22 protein-coding genes and 2 tRNA genes are annotated in these 18,743 nt (G+C 65.5%); 14 read left to right on the top strand and 10 right to left on the bottom strand.

Annotation, left to right across the window (positions count from 1 at the left end; genetic code table 11):
* A complete protein-coding gene (gatB, locus tag V6X73_RS02435) occupies positions 1-1,434 on the top strand; it encodes an Asp-tRNA(Asn)/Glu-tRNA(Gln) amidotransferase subunit GatB (RefSeq protein ID WP_367957907.1) in 1,434 nt (477 codons plus the stop codon).
* Between the two features lie 7 nt (positions 1,435-1,441).
* A complete protein-coding gene (gene hslO, locus V6X73_RS02430; RefSeq protein ID WP_367972691.1) occupies positions 1,442-2,326 on the top strand; it encodes an Hsp33 family molecular chaperone HslO in 885 nt (294 codons plus the stop codon).
* A 9-nt stretch (positions 2,327-2,335) separates the two neighbouring features.
* Here hslO and V6X73_RS02425 read toward each other — a convergent pair whose 3' ends face one another.
* Genes V6X73_RS02425 through V6X73_RS02415 form a run of 3 tightly spaced genes read right to left on the bottom strand, consistent with a single transcriptional unit; the run spans position 2,336 to position 4,187 of the window.
* Positions 2,336-3,079, bottom strand: a complete 744-nt coding sequence (locus V6X73_RS02425; RefSeq protein WP_367957909.1) for a HesA/MoeB/ThiF family protein — start codon at positions 3,077-3,079, stop codon at positions 2,336-2,338.
* Positions 3,076-3,924: a peptide chain release factor N(5)-glutamine methyltransferase gene (prmC, locus tag V6X73_RS02420; protein ID WP_367957910.1), complete on the bottom strand. Its 849-nt coding sequence runs from the start codon at positions 3,922-3,924 to the stop codon at positions 3,076-3,078. The genes V6X73_RS02425 and prmC overlap by 4 nt, the downstream gene beginning before the upstream one ends.
* A complete protein-coding gene (locus V6X73_RS02415; RefSeq protein ID WP_367957911.1) occupies positions 3,921-4,187 on the bottom strand; it encodes a Trm112 family protein in 267 nt (88 codons plus the stop codon). The genes prmC and V6X73_RS02415 overlap by 4 nt, the downstream gene beginning before the upstream one ends.
* A gap of 137 nt (positions 4,188-4,324) precedes the next feature.
* On the opposite strand from V6X73_RS02415, the gene V6X73_RS02410 reads away from it, so the two are divergent.
* On the top strand, positions 4,325-5,398 hold the full coding sequence (locus V6X73_RS02410) for a 3-deoxy-7-phosphoheptulonate synthase (RefSeq protein ID WP_367957912.1): 1,074 nt from the start codon (positions 4,325-4,327) through the stop codon (positions 5,396-5,398).
* A gap of 78 nt (positions 5,399-5,476) precedes the next feature.
* Positions 5,477-5,908, top strand: a complete 432-nt coding sequence (gene dksA, locus V6X73_RS02405; protein WP_367957913.1) for an RNA polymerase-binding protein DksA — start codon at positions 5,477-5,479, stop codon at positions 5,906-5,908.
* 13 nt (positions 5,909-5,921) lie between these two features.
* Here the strand turns inward: dksA and prfA are convergent, their stop codons facing one another.
* Both prfA and hemA read right to left on the bottom strand, forming a co-directional pair.
* Complete coding sequence (gene prfA, locus V6X73_RS02400) at positions 5,922-7,007, bottom strand: peptide chain release factor 1 (RefSeq protein ID WP_367957914.1); 1,086 nt, start codon at positions 7,005-7,007, stop codon at positions 5,922-5,924.
* Positions 7,004-8,281 carry a glutamyl-tRNA reductase gene (hemA, locus tag V6X73_RS02395; protein WP_367957915.1) on the bottom strand — a complete coding sequence of 426 codons (1,278 nt, stop codon included), beginning with the start codon at positions 8,279-8,281 and terminating at the stop codon, positions 7,004-7,006. Before hemA ends, prfA begins: the two co-directional genes overlap by 4 nt.
* Positions 8,282-8,352: 71 nt before the next feature.
* On the opposite strand from hemA, the gene V6X73_RS02390 reads away from it, so the two are divergent.
* From V6X73_RS02390 to V6X73_RS02345, 10 genes are all read left to right on the top strand, one after another.
* Entirely contained in the window at positions 8,353-9,810 is a 1,458-nt protein-coding gene (locus tag V6X73_RS02390) for a tetratricopeptide repeat protein (RefSeq protein WP_367957916.1), read from the top strand.
* A gap of 5 nt (positions 9,811-9,815) precedes the next feature.
* Positions 9,816-10,409, top strand: coding sequence for a lipoprotein insertase outer membrane protein LolB (lolB, locus tag V6X73_RS02385; RefSeq protein ID WP_367957917.1), 594 nt, complete (start codon positions 9,816-9,818; stop codon positions 10,407-10,409).
* Complete coding sequence (gene ispE, locus V6X73_RS02380; protein ID WP_367957918.1) at positions 10,406-11,263, top strand: 4-(cytidine 5'-diphospho)-2-C-methyl-D-erythritol kinase; 858 nt, start codon at positions 10,406-10,408, stop codon at positions 11,261-11,263. Before lolB ends, ispE begins: the two co-directional genes overlap by 4 nt.
* 4 nt (positions 11,264-11,267) lie before the next feature.
* Positions 11,268-11,342: transfer RNA gene (locus V6X73_RS02375), tRNA-Gln, on the top strand.
* A 30-nt stretch (positions 11,343-11,372) separates the two neighbouring features.
* Positions 11,373-12,326, top strand: coding sequence for a ribose-phosphate diphosphokinase (locus V6X73_RS02370; RefSeq protein WP_367957919.1), 954 nt, complete (start codon positions 11,373-11,375; stop codon positions 12,324-12,326).
* A gap of 50 nt (positions 12,327-12,376) precedes the next feature.
* Positions 12,377-13,054, top strand: coding sequence for a 50S ribosomal protein L25/general stress protein Ctc (locus tag V6X73_RS02365; RefSeq protein WP_367957920.1), 678 nt, complete (start codon positions 12,377-12,379; stop codon positions 13,052-13,054).
* 24 nt (positions 13,055-13,078) lie between these two features.
* Positions 13,079-13,669, top strand: coding sequence for an aminoacyl-tRNA hydrolase (pth, locus tag V6X73_RS02360; protein ID WP_367957921.1), 591 nt, complete (start codon positions 13,079-13,081; stop codon positions 13,667-13,669).
* Positions 13,669-14,760, top strand: coding sequence for a redox-regulated ATPase YchF (ychF, locus tag V6X73_RS02355; RefSeq protein WP_367957922.1), 1,092 nt, complete (start codon positions 13,669-13,671; stop codon positions 14,758-14,760). The genes pth and ychF overlap by 1 nt, the downstream gene beginning before the upstream one ends.
* A 64-nt stretch (positions 14,761-14,824) precedes the next feature.
* Positions 14,825-14,901, top strand: a tRNA-Met gene (locus V6X73_RS02350).
* Positions 14,902-15,022: 121 nt separating this feature from the next.
* On the top strand, positions 15,023-15,562 hold the full coding sequence (locus V6X73_RS02345) for a porin family protein (RefSeq protein WP_367957923.1): 540 nt from the start codon (positions 15,023-15,025) through the stop codon (positions 15,560-15,562).
* Between the two features lie 32 nt (positions 15,563-15,594).
* On the opposite strand, the gene V6X73_RS02340 is transcribed toward V6X73_RS02345, so the two are convergent.
* The 5 genes from V6X73_RS02340 to V6X73_RS02320 all read right to left on the bottom strand — a co-directional run bounded on the left by V6X73_RS02340 (position 15,595) and on the right by V6X73_RS02320 (position 18,731).
* Positions 15,595-16,005, bottom strand: coding sequence for a hypothetical protein (locus V6X73_RS02340; protein ID WP_367981228.1), 411 nt, complete (start codon positions 16,003-16,005; stop codon positions 15,595-15,597).
* 58 nt (positions 16,006-16,063) lie between these two features.
* Entirely contained in the window at positions 16,064-16,522 is a 459-nt protein-coding gene (locus tag V6X73_RS02335) for a hypothetical protein (protein ID WP_367957925.1), read from the bottom strand.
* 67 nt (positions 16,523-16,589) lie between these two features.
* Entirely contained in the window at positions 16,590-17,342 is a 753-nt protein-coding gene (locus V6X73_RS02330) for a hypothetical protein (RefSeq protein ID WP_367957926.1), read from the bottom strand.
* A 124-nt stretch (positions 17,343-17,466) separates the two neighbouring features.
* A complete protein-coding gene (locus tag V6X73_RS02325; protein ID WP_367957927.1) occupies positions 17,467-18,303 on the bottom strand; it encodes a CsgG/HfaB family protein in 837 nt (278 codons plus the stop codon).
* A 5-nt stretch (positions 18,304-18,308) separates the two neighbouring features.
* Positions 18,309-18,731, bottom strand: a complete 423-nt coding sequence (locus V6X73_RS02320; protein ID WP_367957928.1) for a curli assembly protein CsgF — start codon at positions 18,729-18,731, stop codon at positions 18,309-18,311.
* Positions 18,732-18,743 lie beyond the last annotated feature (12 nt).

Below are 18,743 nucleotides of genomic sequence, written 5' to 3'. Positions count from 1 at the left end.
ATGGAGTGGGAAGCAGTCATCGGGCTCGAGTTGCACGCGCAGCTGGCCACCAACACCAAGATTTTCTCCGCGGCCTCGACGGCCTACGGCGCCGAGGCCAACACCCAGGCCTGCGCCGTGGATCTTGGCATGCCGGGGGTGTTGCCGGTGCTCAACGAAAAAGCCGTGCGCTACGCCGTGCGGCTGGGGCTGGCACTGGATGCCCAAGTGGCGGGCCGGTCGGTGTTTGCGCGCAAGAATTACTTCTATCCCGATCTGCCCAAGGGCTATCAGATCTCGCAGTACGAAATCCCCGTGGTCGGCCCGGGGCATCTGGATATTGATTTGGATGATGGCAGCCGCAAGCGCATCGGGGTGACCCGGGCCCATCTCGAGGAGGATGCCGGCAAGAGCCTGCATGACGGATTCGGGACAATGAGCGGTATCGACCTTAACCGGGCTGGGACGCCGCTGCTCGAGATCGTCTCGGAACCGGATCTGCGCTCGGCCCGCGAGGCGGTCGCCTACATGAAAAAGATGCACTCGCTGGTGCGCTATCTCGGTATCTGTGATGGCAACATGCAGGAGGGCAGCTTTCGGTGTGATGCCAATGTCTCGGTCCGGCCGGTCGGGCAGAGCGAGTTCGGCACCCGGTCCGAGCTCAAGAATCTCAACTCGTTCCGTTTTGTCGAGCGGGCCATCAACTTTGAGATCGAGCGCCAGATCGAGCTCATCGAGGAGGGGGGCGCGGTCATCCAGGAGACCCGGCTGTTCGACCCCGACCGTGGCGAGACACGGTCGATGCGCGGCAAAGAGGCGGCCAACGATTATCGCTACTTCCCCGACCCGGATCTGCTGCCGCTGGAGATCACCCCGGCACTGATCGACCAGGTGCGCGAAGAACTACCGGAGCTGCCCGATGCCCGCCGCGGCCGGTTTGTCACCGACTATGGCCTGCCCGACTATGACGCCGGTGTGGTGACCGCCAGTCGAGAGATGGCGGATTATTTCGAGGCGGTGGTCAGTGGCTGCGGCGACGCCAAGCTGGCGGCCAACTGGGTGATGGGCGAGCTGGCCGGCGCCCTCAACCGGGCCGGTCTGGATATTGCCGACAGCCCGGTCAGCGCCGAGACCCTGGCCGGGCTGCTGCGGCGTATCAGTGACGAGACCATCTCGGGGAAGATCGCCAAGGAGGTCTTCGAGGCCATCTGGGCGGGTGAGGGTGATGCCGACGCCATCATCGAGGCCCGCGGGCTCAAGCAGGTCACAGACAGCAGCGCCATCGAGGCCATGGTGGATGAGGTGATCGCCGCCAACCCCGAGCAGCTCGAGCAGTACCGTGCCGGCAAGACTAAGCTCATGGGCTTTTTTGTTGGCCAGGTGATGAAGGCATCCGCGGGCAAGGCCAATCCACAGCAGGTCAACCAGATCCTCAAACAGCGTCTGGATGGCTGACCCCCGCATGGCGGATCAGATTCAGCGGTTCATCTTTGACCGGGCCGATGTCCGTGGCGAAATCGCCCAGCTCGATGCGGCCTATCGGCAGATCATCGGCCGCAGCGAGCAGAGTCCGGCGGTCCAGCAGTTAATGGGTGAGGGGTTGGTGGCGGCCGCGCTGCTGGCGGCCACGCTCAAATACCCTAGTGCCTTGACACTGCAGCTGCAATCCACAGGACCTCTGTCGCTGCTGCTCATCCAGGTCGGCAGCGACGGCACCATGCGGGCGATGGCCCGAACCCGTGGCGAAGTCCCTGCCAATGCGCGGCTGGATGAGCAAGCGAGTCAGGGCACATTGGCGATCACCATCGAGCCCGAGGACGGCGGCGAGCGTTACCAGGGGATTGTCGATCTGTCGGGCGGGAGCCTGGCGGCGGCGCTGGAGCATTACTTTGCCGAATCCGAGCAGCTGCCGACCCACGTCTGGCTGTCCGCTGACCCCGAGCGGGCCGCCGGTCTGCTGCTGCAGCGCCTGCCCGGGCCCGACGGCGGCCCGGCGCGGGATGAGGACGCCTGGGAGCGGGCCGGTCAGCTGGCCGCCACAGTCACCGGCGCCGAGCTTCGCGAACTCAGCGCCGATGCGGTGCTCCACCGCCTTTTCCACGAAGAGGACATCCGTCTTTTCGAGCCATCGCCGCTGCGCTTTGGCTGTCGCTGCTCGCGACAGCGGGTGGCCGATATGCTTCGCAGTCTCGGCGCCGACGAGCTGCGCGAAACCCTGGCGGAACAGGGCCAGATCCAGGTTCACTGCGACTTTTGCAACGAACCCTATCGCTTTGACGCGGTGGATGTGGAAGCCCTCTGCGTCGACCCGACGACTCGGGCCGCGCCAAGCGATACCTCCCACTGACCCGCCGGGTCAGCTTCGGCCGCAGACCGGGCAGTTCGGATCACGGGCAAGGGTCAGCCGCCGCCAGTTCTGACCCAGGGCATCCACCACCAGGAGTTGGCCGGCCAACGGCTGCCCCAGGCCGGAGAGGACCTTCACCGCCTCGACCGCCTGCAGACTGCCGATCACGCCGGTCAGCGGCCCGAGGACGCCGGTCTCGCTGCAGCTTTGCGCCTCTTCGCCGGTATCCGGATAGAGGCAGTGGTAACAGGGGCCGCCCTGATCCGGCCGAAACACGGCAATCTGGCCGTCCATGCCGATGACGGCCCCGGAGACCAGCGGCCGACCGGCGGCAACGCAGGCGGCGTTGGCCGCGAAGCGGGTGGCAAAGTTGTCGCTGCCGTCCACCACCAGGTCAACCGTGGCGACCAGCTCGGCAAGGCTTGCCGCATCCAGTCGAGCCTCGACGGTGGTGATGTCCACATCCGGGTTGATGGCCGCCAGGCGCTCTCGAGCCGAATCGGTCTTTGTCCGGCCGATGTCCGGTGTGCCATGGATGATCTGACGCTGCAGGTTGGTGAGCTCGACGTGGTCAAAATCCGCCAGGGTCAGATGGCCAATGCCGGCGGCGGCCAGATAGAGCGCGGCGGGCGAGCCCAGCCCTCCCAGGCCGATGATGAGGACCCGACTGTTGAGCAAGGCCTCCTGGCCGTGCAGATCGAACCCCGGCACCATGATCTGCCGGCTGTAGCGCATCAGTTGTTCGTCGTTCACCGCTCCTCTCCTTGCAGGCGGCCGCCGGTGACCCGCTCCCGGCCGGCCAGATCACGCCGGGTCTCGATGGCGTCGAAGCCATGGATCTGCAACAGGCCCCTGACCGCCTCGCCCTGACGGTGGCCATGCTCGAGCCACAGCCAGCCGCCGCGGGTCAAATGGGCCGGTGCACCGCTGATCAGCGCTTGCAGTGCCGCCAGGCCGTCGGCGTCGGCGATCAACGCTTCGCGGGGCTCGTAACGCAGGTCGCCCTGGTGGATTTCTGGCTCGTCGGCGCCGATGTAGGGCGGGTTGGCGACAATGACGTCATAGCGGCGGGCGCCGAGTGGGGTGTACCAGTCGCCGATCAAAAACCGAATCCATGGGGTGCCGAGCCGCTCGGCATTGGCCCGGGCCAGGCTGATGGCATCGGCGGACCGGTCGACGGCGTCGATGGCCGCATCGGGCCGCGCCCGTGCAAGGGCAATGGCGATACAGCCCGAGCCGGTGCCGGCGTCCAGGATCCGCTGGCCACGCACGGCTCGGGCGGCTTCGACCAGATGCTCGGTCTCGGGTCGGGGGATGAGTGCGCGGCGATCGATGGCGAGCTCCAGATCCATAAAGCCCCACTCACCGAGGATGTAGGCCACGGGTTCTCCCTGTCGACGCCGGCCAATCCATGCTTGGAACTGCTGCTGTGCCGCGGCTGCGGGGATTCGCTCGGGAAAGGCCCGAAGCGCGGCTGCATCCGCGCCGGTCGCGGTGGTCAGCAGACGGTCCGCATCGGCGAGCGGGCTCGGGCTGACGTCGGTCAGTGTTGCGATGGCCCACTGGCGCAGGTCGCCCAGAGTGGCTGTGGACTTCACTTCAGCCCGGCAGCGCGCAGATTAATGGCCCTTTCCTCGAGCATGACCGGGACGCCGTCGTCAACGCGATAGACCCGCTCTTCGTTGAGGGTGATCAGGCCCTCATCGAGGGGGATGTCGACCGGGGTGTCGTCCTGATAGGCCACGTCGCCGTCGCGGATTTTGCCGTTGAGGGCGTCACGCTCTTCACCGCTTAACTGGCGTACCGGTTGCTTGGTCACCGGGCAGCAGATGACATCGAGCAGTTTGCGGTCAATGGCCATGATGCGATCCTCCGGACGATTCGAAGCACAGGATATCAGACGGGCGGGGCGCGGAAGCAGCCGCCGGCATGGCGATTTGCCCTGTCGAAGGCTACTATTGGGTTTTGTGCGGCGATAACGAAAAGTTGGACCGGATCATGAGTGATGCACCCATCGACAACCTGAATGTGTTGGCCCAGGCGCCCCTGCCGACCCCGGCGGAGATCAAGGCCCGGCAGCCGCTGTCGCCGGCCGGTCGCGAGACAGTCGAGCAGGGTCGTGCGGCGGTCGAGGCCATCCTGGATGGCCGTGACCCGCGGCTGCTCACCGTGGTGGGGCCGTGTTCGATTCACGATGTCGAGGCCGCCAAGGACTACGCCCGCCGCCTGAAAGCGCTGCATGATGAACTCTCGGATTCGCTTTTCATCGTCATGCGGGTGTATTTCGAAAAGCCCCGGACCACGGTGGGCTGGAAAGGGCTGATCAACGATCCGCGCATGGATGACAGCTTCGACATCGAGGCGGGCCTGGGCCGGGCCCGGGAGCTGTTGCTGTTCCTCGCCGAGCTCGGCCTGCCCGCCGGCACCGAGGCGCTGGATCCCATCACCCCGCAGTATCTGGGCGATTTGATCAGCTGGACGGCGATCGGGGCACGGACCACCGAGTCCCAGACCCATCGCGAGATGGCCAGTGGGCTGTCCACGGCGGTGGGCTTTAAAAACGGTACCGACGGCAGTCTGGATGTCGCCATTAACGCCATGCGCTCGGCGGCCAACCCGCACAGCTTTCTGGGAATCACCCAGCAGGAGGGGCGCTCGGCCATCATCCGCACCGCCGGTAATCGCTATGGCCACGTGGTGCTGCGCGGCGGCGATCAGCCCAATTACGATTCGGTGAGCATCGCCCTCTGCGAGAAAGCCCTGGCCGACGCCGGGCTGTCGACGCGGCTGATGGTCGACTGCAGCCACGCCAACTCCAGCAAGGACCCGGGGCTGCAGCCGCTGGTCATGGAAAACCTGGTCAACCAGGTGCTCGAGGGCAACCAGTCAATCGTTGCGGTGATGATCGAGAGCAATATCGGTTGGGGTAACCAGAAGCTGGGCGACGACCCGAACCAGCTGGCGTATGGCGTGTCCATCACCGACGGTTGCATTGACTGGCCAACCACCGAATCCATGCTCAAGGACGCGGCGGAGAAGTTGCAGCACGCCCTTCGGGCGCGTGTCGCCTGACCGCCGGAGCGCTTACAAGGGGTTGACCAAGCCCGCCGCGGCGGGTTGAATCAGCCCTCGATCAAATGGAGGTAGACCATGACCGAGAAGGCTTCGCTGCCCGTTCGGGGGATAGAGCCCTACCAGCCCGCCGAGGGTGAAGAGTACATGAGCGAGGCGCAGTTGGCGCATTTCCAGGCCATTCTCGAGGCCTGGAAAAAGCAGCTGCAGGAAGAGGTGGAGCGCACGGTCAGCCACATGCGCGACGACGCCAACCACTATGCCGACCCGGCCGACCGGGCCACCCAGGAAGAGGAATTCGCCCTCGAGTTGCGCACCCGCGACCGCGAACGCAAGCTCATCCGCAAGATCGACAAGACCATGGAGCGCATCCGCAAGGATGACTACGGATTCTGCGATCAGTGCGGGGTAGAGATTGGTCTGCGGCGTCTGGAAGCCCGCCCCACGGCGACGCTGTGCGTCGACTGCAAAACCCTTGAGGAGATCCGCGAAAAGCAGCGGGTCGCCTGACGGGGACGACGGGCTACGCCTCGGCGAGGGCCGCGAGCTGGTCGGCCTGGTATTCGCTGACCAGTGGGTCGACAATCGGGTCGAGATGGCCCATCAGTGTCTCTTCGAGCTTGTAGAGCGTCAGGTTGATGCGGTGGTCGGTGACCCGGCCCTGCGGAAAGTTATAGGTCCGGATCCGCTCTGACCGGTCGCCACTGCCCACCAGTAAACGGCGTGTCTCGCTGCGCTCGGTCGCCGCGGCATCGCGCTGCTGATCCATCAAACGGGCTTGCAGCAGCGAGAGCGCCTTGGCCCGGTTCTTGTGCTGGGAGCGCTCCTCCTGGCATTCCACCACCACACCGGTGGGCAGATGGGTCACCCGAACCGCTGAGTCGGTTTTGTTGACATGCTGGCCACCCGCGCCGGATGCGCGGAATGTATCCACCTTGATATCGGCTGGATTGATGGTGATCTCATCCACTGCATCGGCTTCGGGCAGGACCGCGACGGTGCAGGCCGACGTGTGGATCCGCCCCTGGGATTCGGTGGCCGGAACGCGTTGGACGCGGTGGGCGCCGGATTCGAACTTAAGACGTGAGTAGACATCCTGCCCGGCGACCCGGGCGACGACTTCGCGGTAGCCGCCCTGCTCGCCGGGGCTCTCGCTGATGATCTCGGTCTGCCAGCCGCGTTGCTCGGCGTAGCGCAGATACATGCGCAGCAGATCACCGGCAAACAACGCCGCTTCATCCCCGCCGGTCCCGGCGCGAATCTCCAAAAAGATATTGCGCTCATCGTTGGGGTCACGGGGCAGCATCAGCTGCTTGAGGGTCAGCTCGAGTGCTTCGAGCTGTTGGCGCGCCTGATCGGCCTCTTCGGTGGCGAGTGTGCGCATCTCCTCGTCCGCTTCGGCGAGCATCTCCTCGGCGGCCTGCAGGTCGTCTTCGGTCTGTTCAAACTCGGCAACATGCCGCGCCACCGGTTCGAGGCGGGCGTATTCCTGCGAGAGCTTCATGAAACGGCCGGCGTCGGCAATCACATCGGGGTCGGCGAGCAGGCCTTCGATTTCCTCATGCCGCTCGAGCAGTTGTTGCAGCTTGCGTCGCAGGGTGGCGTTCATGAGCCGCTCCGGTCATCTTCGTTGTCCAGCCCCAGCGTCTGCCGGGCCTTCTCCAGCGTGTCGGGTTCGCCATCGCGGGCCGCGTCCCGCAGACCGATGGTCGGGGCATGCAGCAGCTTGCGGGTGAGGCGCCGGGCGAGTGCATCGAGCACCGCCTCGGGCGGTTGGCCGCTGGCCAGTTCGCGGTTGGCCCGGGCCAGCTCCATATCGCGCAGGCGCTCGCCGCGATGGCGAAAGTGCCGAATGCTCTCGACCGCCGCCAGCGTGTGGATCCAGTCCATGAAGCGGGCCGACTGCTCGGCTACCAGCGCTTCGCCCTCGGCCGCCGCCGCGGCCCGCGAGCGGATGTTGCGATCGATGACATCGCGCAGGTCATCCACAGTGTACAGATAGACATCCCGCAGTTGCTCGGTGCGTGGCTCGATATCCCGGGGGACCGCCAGATCGACCATGAACATCGGCTGATAGCGGCGATCCCGCAGCGCACGGGCGACGATGTCGTGACTGACGATCGGGGTGTCGCTGCCGGTGCAGGCGACAACGATATCCGCCTGCGGCAGGTGATCGGCGATGGCCTCAAGGGGGATGGCCTGACCATGGCATTCCGCGGCGATGGTCCGGGCCGGCGCGGCGCTTCGATTGGCAATGGTGATCTGGCGCATGCCCTGTTCGTGGAAATGACGCGCGACCAGCTCGATCATCTCGCCGGCGCCGATCAACAGCGTCCGCAGCGTCGAAAGATCGCCGAAGATCTGACGCGCCAGGGTGACCGCGGCGTAGGGGACCGAGACGGGATGGGCGCCGATGGCGGTCTCGTGGCGAATCCGTTTGGACACGGCAAAGGCATGCTGGAAGAGTCGATCGAGGATCTGGCCCAGGAGCCCTGCCTGGGCCGCCGAGCGATAGGCCAGTTTGGCCTGGCCGAGGATCTGTGGCTCGCCCAGTACCAGCGAGTCCAGACCCGCCGCCACCCGCAGGAGATGCTGAACGGCATCCGGCCCCGAGAGTCGATACAGATGCGGGGTCATCCATCCTGTTGGCAGATCGCGCTCTTGCTCCAGCCATTGCTGGATGGCATCGCCCTGCTGGGCGTCGTCGACGACGGCATACACCTCGAGGCGGTTGCAGGTCGACAACACCGCGGCCTCGTGGAGCGATGGCAGCGCCGCCAGACGGGCCATGGCCGCCTCGAGGTCATCGGCGGGTATGACCGCCCGTTCCCGGATATCCAGGGGGGCAGATTGGTGGTTGAGGCCCAGAGCGATGACAGGCATGGAGATCCGGTTGACTGGAACGGGGCAGATTGTAGGGCAGCACTGTTGTAAGGCAAGTATAGTAGGCGTTGATGGGCATCACGGCTAATTCGCACCGCAGTCATTGCGACCCCGGGTCCGGCGCGCTGTCGGCGGTGTTGTTGGTTCTGCTGTTTCTCGCCGGCTGCGCCACCCCCGGCGAGGCGCCGGTGCCGGTGGACCGCCGCGCCGATACCCGGCTTGTGCCCGCACCGGCCACGGCCGCGGATGACCAGCATCCTACCCTGGTCACCGTTCTGGCTGCCGAGATGGCGGCCGCTGGCGGTCGTCAACAACTCGCCGCGCAGCGCTACGCCCGCGCCGCGGCGGCCATCAAGGCCCCGGCCGTGCTGGCCCGGGGGGCAGAGCTCGCCATGGCCGCCGGCGATACGGCTGCCACTCAGACGCTGGTGCAGCGTTGGGTGGCCGTTGCCCCCGAAAGCGGGCCCGCCAATCGCCTGGCCGGCTTGCTGGCGGTTCGGGCCGGCAAGGCAGAGCGGGCTTTTGAAGCGTTTCGGCGCAGTCTGCCCAGCCGCTCGGCCGATCGCGAAGCCGCCATGGGCCGGATCGGCGGCCTGTTGCTCGACCAGCAATTGCCGCCCGCGGCCCTTGACGTCGCCCAGCGGCTTGCCGATGCCTACCCGCAAAGCGATGCCGCCCGACTGGGGCTGGCCCGTGTAGCCCTGGCCCAGGGGCAGCCCCGGCGGGCTTTGGCTACGGTGGAGCAAACCCTGGCAGCGCGCGGCGATTGGCTGCCGGCCAGGCTTTTGCGGCTGGATGCGTTGCTGGCGCTGGGGCGGGATGAGGCGGCGCTTGCTGCCTACCGAAGCCTTTTTGATGCCGGGATCGAGGATCCGGGGTTTTTGCTGCGGGCGGCGGCCTTTGCCATGGAAGCCGGCGACCGGGACCTGGTCCTCTCATCACTCAACCGGTTGCAGAAGCAGTCCCCCGCCCTGCGGCGGCGCGGCCTGCTGCTCGAGGGTGAGTATTTGCGTCGCCAGGGCCAGATGCAGCGGAGTATCGCGGTCCTCGACCGCGCGGTCGCCGATTATCCCCGGGATACCGATTTGCGGTATGGCCGCGCCATCACCCGGATCAGCATGGACCGGCTCGCCGATGCCGAGGCCGATCTGCGGTTCATTATTCGCCAGAATCCGGAAGACGCCCGGGCGCTGAATGCACTGGGATATACCCTGGTGGATGAGACCGATCGGATCGAGGAGGGACGGGCGCTGATTGAAAAGGCCTACGCTCTGGCGCCAGATGACCCGGCCATTATCGACAGCATGGGGTGGGCGGCGTTTCGCGCCGGGCAGCCGGAACAGGCGCTGCCGTACCTGCGCCGGGCCCACGAGCGGACGGGGGGTGATGCCGAGATCGCCGCCCATCTGGGCGAAGTGCTGTGGGTGCTGGGACAGCGTGACAAGGCCCGTGCCGTGTGGCAGGACGCCATCGAGCGCCAACCCGACCACCCGGTGCTCACCGAGACCATCCAGCGGCTGGATGACTGACGATCATGAAGCCTGCGTTGCTGGTGCTGATGGTCGTGGCCCTGAGCGGATGTGCCATTGCGCCGCCGGCCCCGCCGGATGCCGGTCGAGCGCAGTCGCTGAGTGACTTTCCAACGCCCGACGCGCCCGACGAATGGGCCTTGTCGGCGCGGGCGGCGCTGGCGGTGGATGGCGAAGGGGCGAGCGCTGCGGTCAGCTGGCGGCATAGTCCACAGCGCTGGCGCTTGTTGCTGCGCGGGGCGCTGGGCGCCGGCGCCACCCGCCTGGAGGGGGCGGCCGGTGGCGTGCGCCTGACCCTTGCCGATGGCCGCACCTACCGCGGTGAAGACCCCCGCGTTCTGCTGGCGCGCCTGACCGGCTTCGATCTGCCCTTGCGCCATCTGCGGTGGTGGATCGTTGGCCGGCCCGTGCCCGGGATCGGCGGGCGGGTCACGGTTGCACCCGAGGGGGATCCCCTGGCTTACCGACAAGCCGATTGGGCGGTCACCCTGGGCGACTACCGGAACGTGGACGCCTATCGGCTGCCTCATCGGCTGTCGGTGATCGGCGATGGGCTGCGGCTGCGGGTTCGCATCCGCGAATGGCAGGTCCCGCCATGACGGCGTGGTCAAAACACTGGCCCGCCCCGGCGAAGATCAACCGGTTTTTGCATATCACCGGGCAGCGACCCGATGGCTATCACCAGCTGCAGACGCTTTTTCAGTTCATCGAGCCCGTTGATCAACTCGACTTCCGGGTCACGGCCGACGGCAACATTGCGCGCACCGGCGGCCTGGCGGGGCTGCCGGCGGCGGATGATCTGGTGGTCAAGGCCGCCCGCGCCCTCCAGCGCGAGGCTCGGGTGACCGCCGGGGCGCGTATTCATCTGCAAAAGCGCATCCCGACCGGAGGTGGCCTGGGCGGGGGATCGTCAGATGCAGCGACCACGCTGGTGGCGCTGGATCATCTCTGGGGGACGCATCTGGGTGAGGCGCGGTTGCAGGCACTGGCCATCGGCCTGGGTGCCGATGTGCCGGTGTTCATCCGCGGGCACGCGGCCTGGGCTGAGGGCGTGGGTGATGTCCTGACACCCGTTGCCGTCGACCGCCCGTGGCTGGTGGTCGTTGACCCGGGGGTGCCGGTGTCGACCCGGGCGGTTTTTACCGACGCCAAATTGACACGCCACGGTGCCCATATAACAATACGCGGCTTCGAATCCGGCCTTGGTCGAAATGACTGTGAGTCGGTGGTCAGGCGGCGCTTCCCCCAGATTGGGGCGGCGCTCGACAGCCTGGGGGCGTATTCGCCAGGCATGCTGACCGGCACCGGCGGCTGTCTTTTTGCCGGATTCGAGACGCAGGAGGCCGCGCAGCGGGCGGCGGCGGGTGTCGAGGCATTGGGAGATGTCTGGGTGTGCCGGCCATGGAATCAATCGCCCCTGCTCGATCGACTGCAGGCCGAAAAAGGGCACTGACGACTGGGGCGTAGCCAAGCGGTAAGGCACGGGGTTTTGATCCCCGGATTCGCAGGTTCGAATCCTGCCGCCCCAGCCATTTCCACAGCCACCACAGAGTGTCGGCGTCATGGAAAACGGAAGCATGATGGTGTTCTCCGGGAACGCCAACCCCGCATTGGCCCGGGCAGTGGCTTCGCATCTGAAAATCCGTCTGGGGGACGCGCTGGTTAGCGGCTTCAGCGATGGCGAGGTTCAGGTCGAGATCAACGAGCATGTCCGCGGCCACGACGTTTTTATCATCCAGCCCACCTGTGCCCCGACCAACGACAACTTGATGGAGCTGCTAGTGATCGCCGATGCGCTGCGGCGCTCCTCGGCGGCACGGATCACCGCTGTGGTGCCCTACTACGGCTATGCTCGGCAGGACCGCCGGCAGCGCTCTCAGCGGGTGCCGATCACCGCCAAGCTGGCGGCGGACATGATCACCACGGCGGGGATTAACCGGGTAATCACCGTCGACTTGCATGCCGACCAGATCCAGGGCTTTTTCAATATTCCCGTGGACAATGTCTATGCCTCGCCGGTGCTGCTTGGCGATATCTGGCGGCAAACCCATCCGGACAAGATCGTCGTCTCGCCGGATGTGGGCGGCGTGCTGCGCGCCCGGGCGGTCGCCCGGCGGCTGGACAACGCCGATCTGGCCATCATCGACAAGCGCCGGCCCCGGGCCAACGAGCTTGAAGTGATGAACATCATCGGTGATGTCGAGGACAAGACCTGCATTATCGTCGATGACATCATCGATACCGCCGGCACACTGTGCCAGGCCGCCATGGCACTCAAGGAGCGGGGAGCCGGCAAGGTGATCGCCTATATCACCCACCCGGTGCTCTCCGGGCCCGCCATCGAGCGGGTGTCGAACAGTCATCTGGACGAGCTGGTGGTCACCGACAGTATCCCGCTGTCGGAGCCGGCTTGTGCCTGCGCTAAGATTCGTCAGCTCTCGCTGGCGGAAATGCTCGCCGAGACCATGCGGCGGGTGAACAACGATGAATCGGTCAGCGAGCTGTTCGTCGACTGATCCAACCACAGCCCCTGGTCGCGGGGGCCTGACAACAGGAACGATTGCAAATGAGTGTGGAACTGAAACTGGATGCACTGCCTCGCGAGGACCAGGGCAAGGGTGCGAGCCGCCGCCTGCGTCGTGCGAAGCAGATTCCCGGCATCCTCTATGGCGCCGGCAAAAAGCCGGTCAGTCTGGCTTTTGACGAAGAGCAGGTGCTGCGCCTGATGCGCGAAGAGGCCTTCTTTTCGCAGATCCTCGATGTCAAGGTCAAGGGCAAGCGCGCTGAAAAGGCGATCCTCAAGGACCTGCAGCGTCACCCCTTCAAACCGCTGGTTAGCCATATGGATCTGCTGCGGATCAAGGCGGGCGAGAAGATGCGCCAGAGCGTGCCGCTGCATTTCCTCAATCAGGAGGATGCGGTCGGGGTCAAGCTCGGCGGCGGGGTCGTTCATCACGACCTCATCGAGGTCGAGGTCGAATGCATGCCCGAAGACCTGCCCACGGCCATTGATGTGGATATCGCCGAGCTGGAACTGGGTGCATCGCTGCATCTGTCGGACATCACGCCACCCGAGGGCGTTGTCTTTCCGGGGCTCGACCCCGAGACCGATCACGACCCGGTACTGGTCAGCATCAATGCGCCCCGCAAGGCGGTGGAAGAGTCGGATGAAGCCGCCGAAGGTGGCGAGGCGGCCGAAGGGGGCGAAGCCGGTGGCGAGGAGGCGGCCGGCGACGAGGGCTAGGCCCTGGGCGGCGGTGCACGCGAGATGGCAACGCCGTTCCACCTGATCGTGGGCCTGGGCAATCCCGGGCCCAATTACGCCGCCACCCGTCACAATGCCGGTTTCTGGCTGGTTGAGGCCCTGGCTGACCGCGAGGGTCTTGGGTTATCGGCCGATCGCAAATGTCATGGCAAAACGGCCCGCTGGCGCCGTGAGGGCGTCGATGTTCACCTGCTCTGCCCGACTACCTATATAAATCACAGCGGCCGGGCGGTCTCCGCCTGTGCCCGGTTTCACCGGATCGACCCGGGCGCCATTCTGGTGGTACATGATGAGATCGATCTGCCGGCGGGGTCGGTCCGGCTCAAGCGTGGCGGCGGCCACGGCGGGCATAATGGGCTTCGCGACATCATCGCGGCGCTGGGCAGTCGGGATTTTGCCCGGATCCGGATTGGCGTGGGGCACCCGGGGGCGAGTCGCGAGGTGATCCGCTATGTGCTCAACGGGCCATCGAAGGCCGAGCGGGCCGCCATCGATGCGGGCATCGATGAACTGCTGGGCCTTTTACCGGCGCTTGCCAGTGGGGACTGGGATCGCGCCCAGCAACTTCTGCATACACAACCGCGAGGCGACTGATGGGATTTAAATGCGGCATTGTCGGGCTGCCCAACGTGGGCAAGTCCACGCTCTTCAACGCCCTGACCCGCAACGAGATTCCCGCCGAGAACTACCCGTTCTGCACGATCGACCCCAATGTGGGGATTGTTCCCGTGCCGGACACCCGTTTGGCAAAGCTCGCCTCACTGGTCAAGCCCGAGAATACGGTGCCCACCACCATGGAGTTCGTTGACATTGCCGGTCTGGTGGCCGGCGCCTCGCGTGGGGAAGGGCTGGGTAATCAGTTTCTGGCCAATATCCGCGAGACCGATGCCATCGCCCATGTGGTGCGTTGCTTTGAAAGCGACGACGTCCACCATGTCGAAGGCCGGGTCGACCCGCTGGGCGATATCGAGACCATCAATACCGAGCTGCTTCTGGCCGATCTGGATGCTGTCGAGCGGGCGGTGGAGCGCTACGAAAAGCGCAGCAAATCCGGCGACAAGGCGGCGATCGCGGCCCGTGACGCCCTGCGAGCCATGGCCGGGGCGCTGGACGAGGGCATTCCGGTGCGGGCCCAGACGCTGTCAGAGGCGGCGGCTGAGGTGGTGCGCGAGCTGCATCTGCTGACCGCCAAACCGGTGCTCTATGTCGCCAATGTCGATGAGGACGGGTTTGAGGATAATCCGCATCTTGCCGCGGTCGAGTCGCTGGCGGCCAGAGAGAACGCGCTGGTGGTGGCCCTGTGCGCCGGCATCGAGGCGGAACTCTCGCAGCTCGACGAGGCCGAGCTCGACGAGATGCTCAGCGCCTACGAGCTGGAGGAGCCGGGATTGAACCGTCTCATCCGCCGCGGCTATCAGCTGCTTGATCTGCTGACCTTTTTTACCGCCGGCCGCAAAGAGGTGCGCGCCTGGACGGTCAGTCGCGGGGCCACAGCGCCCCAGGCGGCGGGGCGTATCCATACCGATTTCGAGCGCGGCTTCATTCGCGCCGAGGTGATCGGCTATGACGACTACCTCGACGCCGGCAGTGAGCAAGCGGCCAAGGAGCGGGGGCTGATGCGCCTCGAAGGGAAGGATTACGTCATGCAGGAAGCGGACGTCTGTCACTTCCGGTTCAACGTCTAGTCGCGGGGCAGGGCTATTTGACAGCCACCCCGCGGCTCTGGATACTTCTGCCTCCCCTGCGCATGGCTACGTAGCTCAGCTGGTTAGAGCACATCACTCATAATGATGGGGTCGGTGGTTCGAATCCACCCGTAGCCACCATATCTTTGCCACTTACTTCCAATGCTTCTCGGCACTTCGATGGAATCGGCGACGTAAAACGGCACTCCCCCGGGGCAGTCCGGTCCTAACCGTGGATAACCACCAACCACGGAAGGAAGCCATGCTGGAAAATGGAAAGCTGCAGGCGCTCGTGCTTGCCACCGCGCTGGGTGTGTCGGCCGTTTCGGAGGCGCAGTTAATCGAAGATGCCTATATTGGCGGCGGGTTGATGCCCTGGCAGTACGAGGGTGCCGGTGAGTCGGAGGGGGCGCGCGGCGGCCGGTTGATGGCCGGCGTCATGCTCAACGACCACCTTGGCTTTGAGGCGCATTTTGGCTGGATGGGTGAGGAAGACTCGGGCAACGACCGGACGGTGGAGCTCGATTCGGTCGATAGCGCTTTGGTGAGACTCAACCGGCCGGTCAATCCGCGAGCCGATCTCTATGCGCTTTTGGGCTTTGCCTCAGTGCGCATGGTGCTGCGCCCCTTTACCATTGCCGGTACCGATGAGGCACCTTCGGCCTCGGGGGTCGCGTTTGGCGCCGGGGCGGCCTATCGGATCGCCGATGACTGGTCGGTATCGGTGGACTTGATGCGCTACCTAAGCGAACCGGATTTCGATTTTGAGGCGGTCACCGGCTCGGTGCGCTGGCACTTTTGACGACTCAAAGCGGCAGATGAACCGGGGCGCTGTTAGCGCCCCACTTCGACCTTTAATCGCAGCCCGTCGCCATGCTGGAGGACATCCACACCGGTGCGGGTGCCCGGGCCCTGTCGGATCAAGGTGTCATTTTCGTCTCCGCGCTGTTCAATCGCTGCGCGCTGCGGGTGCCAGCCGAACTGGTCGATGCGCGCCCGATTACCTGCACCGATCTGCAATATATCGGCCTCGTGGCCGAGGCCACGCTGCCGGATGAGGGCCTCGTTATCCTCACCGCGCTGGGTGATGGCCGCGTCATGGTGGACACCGGTCTGGTCAATGGCCGCTCGATTCGCAAAGGCGTCACCGGCATGGGTGACGATCTCGATGGGGGCAAGATCCCCCCGCGCACTCAGCGTGTCGTCGAGGGGCGCGGCGGACAGGGATGCCGGCAGCGCGAGCATCGCCATCAACAGGATCTCTCTCAGGCGCCGATGGCGAGTCCGGTGCGGGGTGGTTGATTCAGACATGGCGATAACCCTCCGTTGATCGGGGGACGGGTTGATGCACCCATATGTGGTGGAGCGGATGTTGCTGTCGGACGTGAATCGGCTGCCCATTCAGTGGCTGCACCACAAGGGCCGCCTCAATGCGGGCGGCTTCCGGGACGCTCAGTTTCAGGCGGGCGATCACCCTGGGGCTCGGGTCGAGCCGCATATCGATGGACTGGCGGGTTCTGGTCGTGCCTGCGGTGTGATGGGCCGCAATGGTCAAAACGCCGGTGGCACGGGTGGGGACAGCGGCTGCGGCGTGGCCGCGCACGACAAGCTGCCCGGCCTCGCGGGTGATGGTGACCCAGGCTTCGACCGGATCCTTTTCGCTGGCATGCGCAGGGCCTGCCGGCAGCAGCGGTAGCAGCAGCCAAAAGCCCATGGCCAGTCCGCGGGCAAGGGCGGCATAGGGAGAGTGCTTGAATGACATGGTAGGCCTCGTGTGCCGGGCGACCGGGCGCGGGCCCATCCGCTGGATGGGCCCGGCCGAACCCGTCCTAGCGGGCGGACTGGTTGATGGAAGCGTCATGACCGACGCCGCTCTGGGCGACCATGGCGATATTGCCGCGGTCACGCTGGGTCACGCTGGCTTCGTGGTAAGCGCCGGTCTGCTCGACCATGGCCATGTTTTCGCGGCCCCGCTGGTCGACATACACCTCGGACTGCCAGGCGTCGTCCTGGGCCACATCCATGACGTTGTCGCGGCCGCGCTGCTCGAGCCATGCCGCGTTGTCGCCCCAGCCGGACTGGTACAGCGCGAGCTCGTTACCCCGACCCCGCTGGTCGATGTTGGCATAGTTGGACCAGTCCTCCTGGGTCACCTCGATGCTGCCATTGCGACCGCGCTGGCGGATATCGGCGGTGTTTTCCCAGTCCTCCTGGGTGATGGTGATGGTCCCGTTGCGGCCACGCCGGTCGACATTGACCTCGTTCCAGCCACCGGTCTGTTCGATGACCGTCGAGCCACCGCGGCCGCGCTGCTCGATGTCGGCCTCCTGCATGTAGCCCGACTGCTCGATGCTGGCCATCAGCTCGCGGCCATCCTGCTCGATGCTGGCATCATGACGGGTGCCGCTCTGGTCAATGGTGGCCATGTTCTCGCCATAGCCACCCTGGCCATAGCCTGGCCCCATGCCGCCATGGCCGTTGTCACCGTGGCCATTGCCGCCATGCTCCTGCGCGATCGCCGCACCGCTACCCAGTAGAACGGCCAGCGACAGTGCCGAGAGAGTCTTCAGTGATGTCTTCATGACAAACTCCTGTCTGGAATGCTGTGTGGTTCATGTCCCCCACCGAGCGGTGGGGGACATCTCCAGCCTAGGCGGCCCGGGGGGTGGTCTGAATACGGAATGCGGCGTAAAACGCCGGGGCGGGTCAGGAATTTTGCGCTGACCGCTGTCGGTCGTCGGCGGCCCGCCGGTAGGACTGGATGAGCGGTGTATCCCAGGCCTCATCGCTGGCCGGACGCCAGTGGTTCTGTCCGACTCCGCGTACGATCAAATGGATCACGGCCGCCCGGATGGCATCCTGCGTGGCCAGGAATCGCGGCTCGTTGTAGGTATAGCCGCCCTCGACCTCCAGCAGGCGCTGATTGCGCACGAACCGGAACAGGCCGCCCGCGAGTTCGTACGAGTAGATGGTCTTGGTGGTCGTCACCGCCGAGAGGACCTGGCCATTGGTGACGTTGACCGCCCGCAGACTCACTGTCACCCGGTCAATGATGTAGGTCTCGCTGCCGGCGAGTCCGAAGTAGCTGGCACCGAAACCACCGGTTGCAAGATTACGGTCATAGCCGGTGATTCCCCCTTCGAGGATGATCCGGGCGTCCACCAGCCCCGGCATATCGTTACGGAGCTGACGCGCGACACGGCGCTCGGTAAGGAGATCCTGAAGCCCCTCGCGCTCCACCGGCTGGAACCAGCCGGATTGCAGCAGCGCCTCGATCAGCATGCTGCCGCCGCCCTGGCTGACCGCGGTGGAGAGGTTGCTGTTAGGAGACTCTCGATACTGTCCGGTGAGGTCCCGAAAACCGTACACCGCCGCCGGGATCACCCCCGCCGGCGGTGGCAGGTTAAGCAGATCCCGCTCGGTGGCGGTGACCACGTCGAGGCCGGGCCGCTCCATGTTTGCCCAGTCCGGCGCCTTGTCCGCCTGCAGCGTGGTGCAGCCCGACAAAAGGATCACGGCGGCCGCAATCATGAGCCTGCGCATCGTCATCACTCCTGATTGTTGATGTTGATCTGTGTGAATTCGCTGCTGCCGGCATCCCGGGCAAAAATGGTCAGCTCGCCGTCGGTCTCGGTGAAGCGAAGCTCAAAGTCACCGATCTGCAAAAGTCGTGTCCCGTCGAACTCGATCAATTGGCCCTCGTCATCCAGCAGCCCCAGGTTGCTGGTCGTCGCCCGCGAGACATCCCTGAGCAAGGCTTCCTGCAGCTCCTCTTCGAAACGCTCGATCGATGTGCGCGCCGGCCGTCGGGCCGCGGCCATGGGACTGCGGCTGGTGTCCTCGACGGTGGCCCGCTGAAAGCGCTGGGATAAAAGTCCCGGGTCATTGCCCTGGGCGGGGCGATAGGTCAGCTCGGCCTGGGCGAGCGATACAACGGCCAGAAGGCCGCTGATTGCCAATGCGGTTTTCATAGCCAAATCTCC

This window comes from Spiribacter pallidus, assembly GCF_040838495.1.
GTDB classification, from domain to species: domain Bacteria; phylum Pseudomonadota; class Gammaproteobacteria; order Nitrococcales; family Nitrococcaceae; genus Spiribacter; species Spiribacter pallidus.
This window is presented reverse-complemented; position numbering and strand designations above follow the sequence as displayed.

Coding starts and splice junctions, on each gene's coding strand:
- gatB (WP_367957907.1), top strand. CDS start 1: ATGGAGTGGGAAGCAGTCATCGGGCTCGAGTTGCACGCGCAGCTGGCC.
- hslO (WP_367972691.1), top strand. CDS start 1,442: ATGGCGGATCAGATTCAGCGGTTCATCTTTGACCGGGCCGATGTCCGT.
- V6X73_RS02415 (WP_367957911.1), bottom strand. CDS start 4,187: ATGGCCATTGACCGCAAACTGCTCGATGTCATCTGCTGCCCGGTGACC.
- V6X73_RS02410 (WP_367957912.1), top strand. CDS start 4,325: ATGAGTGATGCACCCATCGACAACCTGAATGTGTTGGCCCAGGCGCCC.
- dksA (WP_367957913.1), top strand. CDS start 5,477: ATGACCGAGAAGGCTTCGCTGCCCGTTCGGGGGATAGAGCCCTACCAG.
- prfA (WP_367957914.1), bottom strand. CDS start 7,007: ATGAACGCCACCCTGCGACGCAAGCTGCAACAACTGCTCGAGCGGCAT.
- hemA (WP_367957915.1), bottom strand. CDS start 8,281: ATGCCTGTCATCGCTCTGGGCCTCAACCACCAATCTGCCCCCCTGGAT.
- V6X73_RS02390 (WP_367957916.1), top strand. CDS start 8,353: ATGGGCATCACGGCTAATTCGCACCGCAGTCATTGCGACCCCGGGTCC.
- lolB (WP_367957917.1), top strand. CDS start 9,816: ATGAAGCCTGCGTTGCTGGTGCTGATGGTCGTGGCCCTGAGCGGATGT.
- ispE (WP_367957918.1), top strand. CDS start 10,406: ATGACGGCGTGGTCAAAACACTGGCCCGCCCCGGCGAAGATCAACCGG.
- V6X73_RS02370 (WP_367957919.1), top strand. CDS start 11,373: ATGGAAAACGGAAGCATGATGGTGTTCTCCGGGAACGCCAACCCCGCA.
- V6X73_RS02365 (WP_367957920.1), top strand. CDS start 12,377: ATGAGTGTGGAACTGAAACTGGATGCACTGCCTCGCGAGGACCAGGGC.
- pth (WP_367957921.1), top strand. CDS start 13,079: ATGGCAACGCCGTTCCACCTGATCGTGGGCCTGGGCAATCCCGGGCCC.
- ychF (WP_367957922.1), top strand. CDS start 13,669: ATGGGATTTAAATGCGGCATTGTCGGGCTGCCCAACGTGGGCAAGTCC.
- V6X73_RS02345 (WP_367957923.1), top strand. CDS start 15,023: ATGCTGGAAAATGGAAAGCTGCAGGCGCTCGTGCTTGCCACCGCGCTG.
- V6X73_RS02340 (WP_367981228.1), bottom strand. CDS start 16,005: ATGCTCGCGCTGCCGGCATCCCTGTCCGCCGCGCCCCTCGACGACACG.
- V6X73_RS02335 (WP_367957925.1), bottom strand. CDS start 16,522: ATGTCATTCAAGCACTCTCCCTATGCCGCCCTTGCCCGCGGACTGGCC.
- V6X73_RS02330 (WP_367957926.1), bottom strand. CDS start 17,342: ATGAAGACATCACTGAAGACTCTCTCGGCACTGTCGCTGGCCGTTCTA.
- V6X73_RS02325 (WP_367957927.1), bottom strand. CDS start 18,303: ATGCGCAGGCTCATGATTGCGGCCGCCGTGATCCTTTTGTCGGGCTGC.
- V6X73_RS02320 (WP_367957928.1), bottom strand. CDS start 18,731: ATGAAAACCGCATTGGCAATCAGCGGCCTTCTGGCCGTTGTATCGCTC.